Raw genomic sequence first — 11,663 nt, 5'->3', positions numbered from 1 at the left:
GCGGGGTGCGGGGCGGCGGGGTGCTGCTACTTCGCCGGGCCGGCCCACAGACTGTCGTAGGAGTAGACCACCGGCGCCGCCGTCGCGCTCGCGGACAGGTAGCTGTTGATCCCGACGACGCCGGGTGCCTGCAGCACGGCCGTCGCGTCGGTGGACGTGAGCGTCCACGCGGCGGGCTCCGGCGACGCGGTGCGCCAGACCTTGGCCTTCAGGGTCGTGGCGTTGACACCGGTCACCTGGAAGCGGATGCTGAGCGCGTCGCCCGCCGTCACCGTCGTGTTCGGGATCGTGAGGCTGGTGAGCACCGTCTCCGTTCCGCCGACCGTGCGGGTCAGCCACACCGCGACGGCGCCGGTGGAGGCCACACGCACCTTGGCGCGGTAGTCGTTCGCGGCGTCGACCTGGCGTCCGATGGCCGAGAAGTAGGAGCCGCCTCCGGTCGCGGGCTGGTTGAACGACACCGTGAACCGCTCCTCGGTGTCCGTCGACGGTGCCGCCGACGTCAGCGCGGCGGTGTAGGAGTTGCCGGGTGACAGAGTGACCTTGCCGACCCCGCCGGCGACGGAGAACTTCGAGGTCGCGGTCGTGGTCCCCGGCGTGATCGCCCACGTCCCGCCGACATCGGCCGCACCCCACCCGCCGGTCGCGGTGCGTTCGAAGTCGTCGCGCGCCCACACGCGCGCAGCGGTGACGGTCACCGCTGCGCTCTGCGTCGCGGTGACGCCGCGGTCGTCCGCGACCGTGAGGGTGACGGTGTACGTGCCGGCACTCGCATAGTCGTGCGTCGCGGTCGCTCCCGAGCCGGTGGTCCCGTCGCCGAAGTCCCAGGCGTACGAGGCGACCGTCCCGTCGGGGTCGGCCGAGCCGCTGCCGTCCGCGGTCACCCGCAGATCGGCGACCGTGGTGGTGAACGCGGCGGTCGGCGCGCGGTTGGCCACGACCGTGACGGCGCGGGAGGTCGTGGCCGTCGCGCCGGCGTCGTCGGTCACGGTCAGCGCGACCGTGAAGGTGCCGGCCGAGCCGTACGTGTGCGTCGCGGTCGGTCCCGCGCCGGTCGTCCCGTCGCCGAAGTCCCAGGCGTACGAGGCGACCGTGCCGTCGGCATCGGACGAGCCCGTGGCGTCCACCGTGAGCGCGAGGAAGTCGGTCGTCGAGGTGAACGCGGCGACCGGCGCCTGGTTCGGGCGGGCGCTGGCGGTGACCGTGCGGGTCGTCGTCCCGGTGAGCCCGTCGTTGTCGGTGACGGTGAGGCGCACCGTGTAGTCCCCGGGCGCGGCGTACGTGTGCGCCGCCGTCGCCCCGGTGGCGGTGGACCCGTCGCCGAAGTCCCACGCGTAGGAGGAGACGCTGCCGTCCGTGTCGCGGGAGGCGCTCGCATCGGCCGTCAGGGCGAGGTGGTCCATCGTCGGCGTGAAGGATGCCGTGGGCGCCTGATTCGGCGCGACGGTCACCGTTTTCGACAGTGCTCCGGTCAGCAGGGTCGCGTCGGTCGCCGTCAGCGTCACCGTGTATGTCCCGGCCGCGGCATAGGTGTGGGTCGCCGTCGGGCCGGCCGCCGACGTCCCGTCGCCGAAGTTCCACGCGTAGGTGGCGAGGTTGCCGTCGGCATCCGTCGTGGCGGAGGCATCCACGCCGATGCCGAGATATGTCGACGACAGCGTGAAGGCGGCGACCGGCGCGCGCTCGCTCGGCACCCGACCGGCGGCGGCGTAGTGCGCGCGCACGCGGTCCTCACTGAGGACGCCGGGGTAGACGGCGACCTCGTCGAGGGTCGCGGCGATGTAGTTGCTGGAGGTGTTCCCCCACGTCTTGTCCCCGCCGATCCGCCAGAATCCGCGGTAGGCCTGGCCGGTGGCCACGGGTGAGCTCGCGACGAGCTGCGTATCGATCCACAGCTTCATCCCGCTGGCGCCCTGCGAGGCGACGAGGTGGTGCCACTGGCCGTCGTTGTAGGCGCTGGTGCTGGTGATCGTGTTCTGTGCCCCGTTGTACGTGCCGAAGTTGACCCGTCCGTTCGACTGCATCACGACGTGACGGTCGTAGCTGCTGCTCAGACCGGAGGACGTGTTGCCGAACCCGATCAGCTTGCCGCCCTTGGTGCTCGTCGTCTTGAACCACAGCTCTGCGCTGTAGGCCAGCGGCGAGTCCCACGCCTCCTGGGCGATGCCGACCGCGTTGGTCCCGTTGAACGTGGTGGCCGTGCCGGAAGCCGTGATGCCGGCCACGGAGCGGGTGACCGTTCCGGTCAGTGCGCCCGTGGGTCCTCCCGCGGCGGCATCCGTCAGGGTGGTGCTGCCGGCGGGCTCGTCGAGCCGCCAGTACAGGTCGGGACGGTCGGTCGACACCGTCGCACCGTAGGCGTCGGTCGCGACGGCGCTCCAGCTCGCGGACCGTCCGCTGGCGAGGTAGTGCGCCTGGACGTCGCCCTGCGACAGGGCCTTCGGGTAGACGGCCACGTCGTCGATGCTGCCGGCGAGGCCGGCGTCGTTCGGACGGTTGGTGAAGCCGCCGGTCTGGTCGGCGCCGATGCGCCAGTAGCCCGCGTAGCTCTTCGGTGAGGTCGCGGCCTGCGACCTGCCCGCGCGGATGCCGTCGACGTACAGCTGCATGCCGGAGCCGTCGACCGTGCCCACGAGGTGGTGCCACTGGCCGTCGTTCACCCCGGCGCGGCTGAAGATCGTGCGGTAGCTGCCGTCGTTGATCGCGAAGTTCGCACGCCCGGAGGCATCGAGATACAGCACGCGGTCGGTGCCGCCGGACGACGAGGTGCCCGTGGCGGAGTCGCCGAAGCCGACGATGCGTCCACCCCGGGTGCTGCTCGTGTTCACCCAGGCTTCGACGGTGACCGCGGCATCGCTGGGGACAACGTCCTGCGTCGTCATCCGGGGCGTGCTGCCACCGGTCGACGTCACGGCGGTGTCGGTGTCGCCTGCGAGCGCGCCCGGCGTGCCGAGGGTGAGGCTCGTCGTGGTGCCGGGCATGTCGCCGATGTCGTCGTACAGGCGCGTGCCGGAGCCCTCGCCCAGACGCCAGTAGTGCGAGGCGCCGCTGCTGCGCACGGCCGCACGATAGGCGGATGTCGCCGCATCGGAGACGGTGGTCCAGGGCGACCAGGCGCTCCATTGCACGTTGCCGTCGGCATCCTTCGCGCGCATCTGGTAACGCACCTGCGAGCCGGGTGTCTGTCCGGTGTCGGTGATGCTGAGGCTCGGCAGCGACCAGAACCGGCTGTCCGTGCGGGTGAAGGTCGCGATCTTCGTGGCCGGGCTGCGGAAGACGTCGTAGGTGATGGGGGCGCCGTCGCGGTCCCAGGCGCTCGCGAAGGGCACGCGCACCGTGCCGCGCTCGTTCGAGTACGGCGCCGGTGTCATCGCGGAGGTGTAGATGGGCCCGCTCAGGTGCGGCGACACCGTGCGCTTGCCGAACCGGGCGAGTCCCTGCTGGGCCGTGCTGCCCACCTTCGGGAACTCGCCGGCGAGCACCACGTAGTCGCTGTTGCCCGTCACGCTCCAGGCCGCTTGGCGGGCGGAGGTGTAGGACCCGAACTCCAGGTCGGGGTACCAGTTCAGCAGGCCGGCGTACGGCAGACCCGTGAAGTCCCATCCGTAGGCGTCCTTGCGCGTGATGACACCGGTCGGCGAGGTCGGTTCGGCGGTCGCCTTCATCCACCGCGACCGGGGGTTGGTGTCGGGGAACCCGCCGACGACGCTGCAGTCGTGGCGGTGACCGACAGCGTACAGCACGCCCCCCTGCGGGAAGCTCGAGTAGGTGTCGCCGAGGCAGTCGTTCACCCAGTTCAGGGCGCCCGTGTAGGGATCGGCGGCGAAGGTGCCCTCGAACGAGGCGCCGGCACCGAAGGCATAGCCCGTGCCGTAGACCTGCGTGCCGTCGGTGCTGAGGCTGGAGATCGCACCGTTCAGCCCCGCGGTGCGGATGCGGTCGACCGCCGCCCACGGCAGGGCCGCGCCCGTCGCGGCATCCAGGGCTCCCATCCCGTACGCGGCGGCGCCGTTGAGGAGGGTGAACGATCCGGCGACGATGATGCGGGAGTTGTCGGGGCTCGTCAGCATGTCCCAGACGAAGCCGTCTCCGGCGGCGGTCGGTGCCCACGGCGTGAGCGCGGCCGTCGTCGCGTTCCAGGCGGCGAGCTCGGTGCGCGGCTGACCATTGCTGGAACGGAAGTTGCCGCCGGCGTACACCGTGTCGCCGATCACGGCGAAGCCGCGCACCTGCCCGTCCGTGCGGGGCGCCCAGCCGGTGAGCGCTCCCGTCGCGACGTCGAAGGCGGCCACGTGCGCCCGTGCCTGCCCGTCGACGGTCGTGAAGTCGCCGCCGAAGTAGACCGTCTTGCCGTCGGGCGCGGCCCGGACGACCAGCCCTTGCGCGTCGAAGGAGTGCGAGAAGTTCGGGGCAGGGTTGCCCGTCGTGATGTCGAACGCGAACACGTTGTTCGCATCGATCTCTCCCGCCCCTCCCGCGGCCACCCCGGGGGGCCGGGCCTTGGTGAAGCTGCCGGTGACGTACACGGTGTTGCCGGCGACGGCCTGACTCCAGACGACGCCGTTGATCTGCCAGGTGGGCAGGAGGTCGACGGTCGCGGTCTCGGGCGCCGCAGGCGCCGCGTCCGCGTAGGCGGGCGCGGCGGTGACGACGACGGCGCCGGCGACGATCGTCGCCAGGGCGATGACGGGGGCGAGAAGGCGGGCCAGCCGCGGTCGGCGCGAAGTGGTGCGGATCATGATGTTCCTCGGACGGAGTGCGGGACGCGTTGGCGGGCGAGACGGACGGACATCAGCTGAGAGCCCCGCGGAAGACCGCGGAGGTGTGGACGGCGTCGAAGTCGACGACGATCGTGAGCGGCGTGGAGTGATCGGCCGGTGCCGCGACGGCGTACACGGCGGTCGTGATCGCTGCGGGCCCGACCGTGCCGGCGAAGTCGCGTGCGCCGGACTCCGTCGTGTACACGGGAACGAGGCGGGCTCCGGAGGGGTCGAGCACCGTGACCACGGTGGACGACACGTCGATCTCGCCGTCCGACCCGTTGGTCAGCTCGAGCGAGATGCGCGCGAACTCGCGGCCCGTCGCGGCGCCCGGTCCCTGTGCGGTCTCGGACCCGTACGTCACGGACGAGATCCTCAGCACGACGCCGTCGCCGTACGTCACCTGTTCGGCCGGCGAGGCGACCGCCGCGCTGATCGCGGGAGCGGCGGGGGCGCCGTCGCGGCCGGCTTTCGGGACGGGCGCATCCGCGGCTGCCGTCGGCGGCTCGGGGGCGGGCGATGCGGTCGCGGCCGTTCCGGGCGTCGTCGTGGGCGTCGCCGCGGCCGGCGTCGCCGCGGGCGGGGATGCCGCATCGCCGCGGGACGAGGCCGCGCAGCCCGTCGCCCCGGCGGCGACGATCAGCGCCAGCAGCGTCGCGCCGATGCCGCGGGACAGCGCCCCGGACGCAGATCTCTCGGTGGTCATGGTGTCAGCTCCTCCGTGAGTCGCGGCCGTCGTGATCCGGCCTGCGGGGAGGGTGCGTGCGCCGGCGCAGCGGCCGATCCCGTCTCCTCGCCGAGGCGTTCGAGAAGCGCCGCGGACAGCGCGCGGTGGTACCGATCGGGGGAGTGGCGCAGCCGGACGCGCTCGGCATCCCCCCAGGCGCCCTCCCGCAGCGCATCCCATTCGTCGTGCACGCGCCGCAGTCCCGCCGCGAGGGCGTCGACGTCGTCCGTGGCCACCAGGAGCGCCGAGGCGAGGTCCGCGGACGCCTCCCGCAGGCCGGTGTGGTCGGCCGCCACGACGGGGCGGGCACACAGCGCGGCCTCGATGAGCACGTTGCCGAACGACTCCGCGCCGCGCGACGGGACGACGGCGACATCGGCGGCGGAGAGGCGGTCCCACACCGAGCGCTGGAAGCCGGCGAATCGCACCCGCTCGCCGATGGCGAGCTCGGAGACGCGGTCGCGCAGGCTCTGCTCGTACCACTCGTAGCCCGGGAAGACGTCGCCGACGATCTCCAGCTCGGCCGCCAACCCGAGCCCCTGCAGCCGCGCCACCGCGTCGACGACGAGGTCGACGCCCTTGCGCGGCGAGAGCCGCCCGACGTAGACGATGCGCAGCGGTGCGTCGAGGCGGATCCGGGCGGGGGTCGGTGCCGGCGGCCCGGCGACGCCGTTGGGGACGACGCGCGCGCGATCGCGGCGCTCCAGCCACGCCGAGCCGGCGACGCGCCGACTGGTCTGAGAGTTGAAGATCACGCCCGACGCCCACCGCAGCGGGCGGGTGAGGATCGCCCGCGCGGCTGCGGGAAGCGTCGACTCGGCTTCGTGCACGTGGACGACGCTCGGCACGCCCGCGCGGCGGGCGGCGAGGATCCAGAACGGGATGGTCACGGTGTTCACCAGCACCACATCGGCGCCGACGTCGGCGATGAGGCGCCGCATCCTCGGCCCGTGCGCCACGACGTCGCGAAGCAGTCGCACGAGACCGCGCGGACGCAGGGCGCTCTTGCGGATGACGGGCGCATCGAGAAAGCGGATGTCGGCCCCGGCGGCGCGCAGGAGCGGGATGAGCGGGCCGTCGTCCGAGCTCGTCACGACCACGCGCCACCCGAGCTCGACGAGGCCGCGGACCCCTTCGAGCATCATCCGGTCCGACCCGTACAGATCGGCGGACGGGTTGGCGACGAGGACGGTGCGAGCGCGATCGGCGGCGGACATGTCAGTGCTCGGGCCAGTACTCGTCGACGAGGCTCACCGTCGACGCGATGTTCGCGCGGCTGGAGGCGCCGAACACGATCGCCTCGAGGTTGGGCAGCGCGGTCACCCACTCGATGGCTTCGCGCGGAGAGATCGCCCCGCTCGCGAAGACCGACATCGCCACGGCGCGGAAGGGCCGTCGCTCCATCGCGTCGAGATAGCTCTCCACCCCGCCCGACATGCGGAAGCCGAGCTTGTTGATGTTGGAGCAGACGATAGGGTTCTCCACCCCGGCGCGGTCGAGATCGTCGAGCACCCGCGGCAGGTTCATCGTGATGAAGCCCGGCTCGGCGCCGTAGCGCGTGCGGACGTGGTCGGCGAAGATCCGGAACGCGTCCGTGAAGCCGAGCCCCGACAACAGGTCGACGATCACGTTCTGCAGCCAGATCACCGGGGTGGACAGCCCCGCGAACATCTTCAGCTCGGCGTCGATGAGCAGCGTCGCCACGCCCTCGATGTCCTTGCGGGCGAACGAGGACGCGCCGCGGGCGATGCTGTCGAGCAGACCCTCCTCCGGCAGGAACCGCCGCACGGCCCCGAGGAAGCCGTCGTCGGTGATCGCGTTCGCGTACTTGTGCGCGTACGGCATGCACGGGAAGAAGCTCATGCCCTCGTAGCGGTCGGGATGGGTCCGCACGCGTTCGGCGATCTCCCCGATGCGGTCGTGGGTGGTGCACATGAACGTGTGGACGCCCTCGTCGTACGCGGCATCCAGCACCGACATGATCGCGTCGGTGTCCTGGAAGCGCATCTGCTGGGCGCGCGCCTTCTCCTCCGACATGTGGTTCACCCCGAAGAACTGGTTGTCGCCGAACAGCAGGCGATCCATGGTCCGGGTGGACGACGGTGTGATGAGAGTCATCGTGCTCCTCCTCGCAGCGCACGCAGCGCCGTTCCGAACGGGTTGCCGCGTCGAGCGGGCAGGGGCGTGATTGTGGCGACGTGTCCGGGGGTCGTCAGCCTCGCGTCGACGCGGGTCGCGTCTTCGCTGATCATGGCGATGACGCGATCGGTGGCGGCGGCCGAGCCGAAGTCGTTCTGACCGTGCACGGCGTGCGCACGCACGCGCCACACGAAGGTGTCGAGCTGCGCGCTGTACTCCTCGCCGCGCAGGTAGAACCAGGGCGCGGCGGTGAGGTCGGTCGTGTAGCGGACGTTCCAGCCGGCGCGATAGCCCTCGGGGATCTCGGCCGTGTCGCGCAGGTAGACCTGGATCTCCTGCCGGTCGGCGTAGATGCGCCCGTGCTCGCCCCAGAGGGTCACCTTCGTCGTCATCTTGCGCTGCGACTCGTCGGACCAGTTCGCGATGATCTGCGCCGTCCCCTGTGGGTAGTGGAGGGTCGCGGCGACGGCGTCGTCGATCTGGGCGGAGAAGATGCTGGTGAGCTGGCTTCCGCTGACGGACTCCGGCTCGCCGAGATACCAGGTCAGCAGGTTCAGCGGGTGGGCGGCGTAGTCGTACAGGCATCCTCCGCCCGTGGCCCGCTGACTGCGCCACGTGTGACCCGAGGGTTTGAGGACCACCGGCCCGTACGCCTCCGCGAGTGCGGTCTCCACCGTGCCGATCGCTCCGAGCTCCAGCAGTCGCTGCACCTCGCGGAACGCCCCGACGAAGCGGTTGTGGTACCCGACCTGGGTGACGATCCCGCGCGCCTCGGCGAGGGCGGTCAGCTCCGCGCCCTCGTCGGGGTCGATCACGAGCGGCTTCTCGCAGAACACATGGATGCCGCGGCGGATCGCCTCGCGGATCATCCCCGCGTGCAGGTGGGTGGGAGTGGCCACGATGATCGCGTCGGGCTGCGCCGTGTCGAGCATCTTGCCGAGATCCTTGAAGGTCGCCACCCCCGTGTACTTGGCGAGGACGTCGAGGAGGTACCCCGTCGCGTCGCACACGCCGACGAGGTTCACCTCCGGGTGCGCCTTGATCATGGACAGGTGAGACAGCCCCATTTTGCCGAGGCCCACGACAGCGACATCGATCACACCAGCACCTCCGTTCGTCGAGTGACATGGCCGTGGCGCGCGAGCGCCGTGAGCAGCGACTGCTCGTACTGGGCACCGATGTGGTCCCAGGTGAACTCCTCGCGGTGGCGCGCGCGGCTCGCCTCGCCCATGCGACGTCGGCGTCGCGGGTCGGCGAGCAGGTCGTCGAGCAGGTCGCCGAGATCGTCCGCGCCTCGGAAATAGGCGTTCCCGGGGCCGGCGACCCACGTGTTGTACCTGTTGTCGTGGGCCACGACGGCGTTGCCGGCGCCCATCGCCTCGACCAGGGACGGGTTCGTGCCCCCGACGGTGTGCCCGTGCAGGTAGAGCGCGCTGTGGAAGCGCAGCGCCTGCAGGCGCCCGCTGTCGAAGATCGCCCCGGGGAAGCGCACCTCGTCGGATGCCGCCGCGCGGACGGCGACGTGGTACGGATCGGTGTCGGTGTACGGGCCCACCACGACCAGCGGCATCCCGCGGCGTCGCGCGGACCACGCGGTGACGATCTCGAGGACGGAGTTCTCGGGGATGGGACGGCAGACCACGATGCCGTAGGCGTCGGGCTCGAGGTGCAGGTCGCGCACCGGCGCGACCGGTGCCGACGTCACCGAAGGGGCGCCGTAGGTGATGGTCTCGACCCGGCGGCGGCCGAAGTGGCGTCCGAGATAGGCCGAGATGACGGGGTGGTCGCCGATCAGGACGTCGCCCACGAGACCCGCGAGGCGTTCGTTGGCCAGCAGGATGCCCTGCTTCGCGAGGCCCCACCGGCGGCGGGTCCACTCCATGCCGTCCATGTTGATCACGTTCGGGATGCCGCGAAGGCGCGGCATGACGTCGAGGACGCCCGTGTTGTAGCCGAACGTCAGCCAGACGTCGCCGTCGCGGTGGTGGTGCGTCGCGTGGCGGATGGACACGAGGTCGAAGTGCGAGGTGCCCTTCCAGCCGTCGCGCGGCTCGGGGATGAGGACGCGTTCGATGCCGTTCCACCGGTCGGAGGCGATCTCGCCCTCCCCGTCGACCTGGCAGTAGACGACGACGTCCCACCCGTGGTCGCGCAGGGACAGCCCCACGTGCTCGGCGGCGGTCTCGAACCCGCCGTAGGCGGCCGGAACCCCGTGGGTGCCGAGGATGCGGACGGTGCGGCGCGTCATCAGTAGGCCCCGTCCGGGCGGAGCATGACGCGCACCGTCCGCCACATGAGCACCAGGTCGGTCATGACGGTCCAGTTCTCGACGTAGCGCAGGTCGAGGCGCACGCTCTCCTCCCAGCTCAGGTCGCTGCGTCCGCCCACCTGCCAGGGGCCGGTGATACCCGGCTTGATGTAGAGCCGGCGGAGGACGTCGTCGTCGTACGTCGCGACTTCGCTCGGGAGGGGAGGGCGCGGACCCACGACGCTCATGTCGCCGACCAGCACGTTCCAGAACTGGGGAACCTCGTCGAGCGAGTACTTCCGCAGGATCCGGCCCACGCGGGTGACACGAGGGTCGTCGTGCATCTTGAACAGCGGGCCCGCGCCCTCGTTCGCCGCGAGCAGCGCGGCGCGCCGCTCCTCGGCATCCACGGTCATCGAGCGGAATTTGATCATCCGGAACTCGTGACCGTCCCGTCCGACCCGTGCCTGGGGAAAGAGCAGCGGACCGGGCGAGTCGAGCCGGATCGCGAGGGCGATGACGGCCGCGACCGGTGCGAAGAGCAGAAGGGCCGTGGCGGACACGACGATGTCGAGCGCGCGCTTGGCGAGATAGGCGCGACCGGCGAACGAGGCGATCTCGACGTGGATGAGCGGCAGGCCCTCGATCGGGCGCAGCGACATGCGGGGTCCGGCGACGTCGGACAGGCGGCTCGAGATGACGAGCTCGGCCGCCGTGTTCTCCAACTGCCAGGCGAGGTGCTTGATGTCGTCGGGATCGCGATCACCGCCGCTGGCGACGATGATCGTGTCGGCGTCGAGGGCGGCGGCCGCCTCCGCGACGGTGTGCGTGCGCAGGACCGGGTAGGTGGCGTCGTCGACGCGGAGACTGTCGAGCTCGTCGCCGCGCAGCGAGGCCCCGACGACCTGATAGCCCAGCCCGGGGTCGGCGATCGTGCGGATGACGTACTCGACGTCGGCGCGGTCGCCGACCACCATGGCGCGCGAGGTGTAGGCCCCGGTCGCGCGGCGGCGGATCAGCCAGCGGCGCCACAGCCAGCGCTCCACGAGCAGGACGCTGACGCCCAGCGGGAGCGCGACGAACAGTTGAGAGCGGATGCCGTCGACGTCGAGGGCGACGTCGAGCATCGCCAGCAGCCCGAACGCGAACCCGGTCGCGTGCACCAGCCGGGTGTACTCGGCGGCGCCCGAGCCGATCAGCTTCACATCGCGCGTGGCGAACAGCGACAGCATCAGCAGCCACACGGCCGCGGTCACGAGGGCGATCTGACCGACGAGGCCGGGGTCGCCGGCGGCGAGCGGACCGCCGGCGACCCCTGTCGACACGACCGTCGCGATCGCGCAGGTGATCACGACCGCGGCGGCGTCGCTCGTGCGCAGGATCCACCGGTAGCGGCGTTCCCACGAGTGACGCCGCTCCAGCGCCCGTGACGGGCCGGCGGTCGCCGATGCCCGCGAGGTGATCGTCGTGAACGGCGCGGCGAAGCCCGTTCGCGCGATGCTCGCGGCGTCGTGGATCGCGGTCATCGCGTGACCACCGCCACGACGGAACGCAACAGCAAAGTCGGCATTTTGCCCCCCAGCAAACCGACGGGCGAATCGTGATCCGCCCCATCCCCAGTAAGACGACGCGAAGACCCCCGTCTCCTGCGGACCAACCCCCCGGCTGTCACGCGTGCGTCGGGAGCGACTCTACCCCGCCGATCGTGCGGAGCGCCACCGTCAATCGTCAGACTGTAGACAGATCCCGTTCCCCCGGTGTTCAGACGCGCTCGCCGCCCGCGCCCTCC

At 71.4% G+C, this 11,663-nt stretch carries 7 protein-coding genes; all 7 read right to left on the bottom strand.

All coding sequences use genetic code 11. The features are described from left to right. Window positions 1-26: 26 nt before the first annotated feature. From AC1Q49_RS15390 to AC1Q49_RS15360, 7 genes are read right to left on the bottom strand one after another with little or no spacing between them, the layout of a single operon-like run. The gene (locus AC1Q49_RS15390; protein ID WP_492493225.1) at window positions 27-4,739 is read right to left on the bottom strand and encodes a PKD domain-containing protein; all 4,713 of its coding nucleotides are present in this window, start codon (window positions 4,737-4,739) and stop codon (window positions 27-29) included. 52 nt (window positions 4,740-4,791) lie between these two features. Then, a complete protein-coding gene (locus AC1Q49_RS15385; RefSeq protein ID WP_061781942.1) occupies window positions 4,792-5,466 on the bottom strand; it encodes a hypothetical protein in 675 nt (224 codons plus the stop codon). Then, entirely contained in the window at window positions 5,463-6,704 is a 1,242-nt protein-coding gene (locus tag AC1Q49_RS15380; protein WP_492493223.1) for a glycosyltransferase, read from the bottom strand. Before AC1Q49_RS15380 ends, AC1Q49_RS15385 begins: the two co-directional genes overlap by 4 nt. Before the next feature lies 1 nt (window position 6,705). Next, the gene (locus AC1Q49_RS15375; RefSeq protein WP_219879390.1) at window positions 6,706-7,605 is read right to left on the bottom strand and encodes a hypothetical protein; all 900 of its coding nucleotides are present in this window, start codon (window positions 7,603-7,605) and stop codon (window positions 6,706-6,708) included. Continuing rightward, window positions 7,602-8,726, bottom strand: a complete 1,125-nt coding sequence (locus AC1Q49_RS15370) for a Gfo/Idh/MocA family protein (RefSeq protein WP_492493220.1) — start codon at window positions 8,724-8,726, stop codon at window positions 7,602-7,604. Before AC1Q49_RS15370 ends, AC1Q49_RS15375 begins: the two co-directional genes overlap by 4 nt. Continuing rightward, window positions 8,723-9,874 carry a DUF1972 domain-containing protein gene (locus AC1Q49_RS15365; protein WP_492493218.1) on the bottom strand — a complete coding sequence of 384 codons (1,152 nt, stop codon included), beginning with the start codon at window positions 9,872-9,874 and terminating at the stop codon, window positions 8,723-8,725. The genes AC1Q49_RS15370 and AC1Q49_RS15365 overlap by 4 nt, the downstream gene beginning before the upstream one ends. Beyond that, window positions 9,874-11,400: a sugar transferase gene (locus AC1Q49_RS15360; protein WP_101306986.1), complete on the bottom strand. Its 1,527-nt coding sequence runs from the start codon at window positions 11,398-11,400 to the stop codon at window positions 9,874-9,876. Before AC1Q49_RS15360 ends, AC1Q49_RS15365 begins: the two co-directional genes overlap by 1 nt. Window positions 11,401-11,663 lie beyond the last annotated feature (263 nt).

It is taken from the genome of Microbacterium sp. MPR-TSA4 (assembly GCF_058792815.1).
The sequence above is the reverse complement of the archived record's forward strand: the minus strand, read 5'-3'. Positions and strand labels throughout refer to the sequence as shown.

Coding starts and splice junctions, on each gene's coding strand:
- AC1Q49_RS15390 (WP_492493225.1), bottom strand. CDS start 4,739: ATGATCCGCACCACTTCGCGCCGACCGCGGCTGGCCCGCCTTCTCGCC.
- AC1Q49_RS15380 (WP_492493223.1), bottom strand. CDS start 6,704: ATGTCCGCCGCCGATCGCGCTCGCACCGTCCTCGTCGCCAACCCGTCC.
- AC1Q49_RS15365 (WP_492493218.1), bottom strand. CDS start 9,874: ATGACGCGCCGCACCGTCCGCATCCTCGGCACCCACGGGGTTCCGGCC.
- AC1Q49_RS15375 (WP_219879390.1), bottom strand. CDS start 7,605: ATGACTCTCATCACACCGTCGTCCACCCGGACCATGGATCGCCTGCTG.
- AC1Q49_RS15360 (WP_101306986.1), bottom strand. CDS start 11,400: ATGACCGCGATCCACGACGCCGCGAGCATCGCGCGAACGGGCTTCGCC.
- AC1Q49_RS15385 (WP_061781942.1), bottom strand. CDS start 5,466: ATGACCACCGAGAGATCTGCGTCCGGGGCGCTGTCCCGCGGCATCGGC.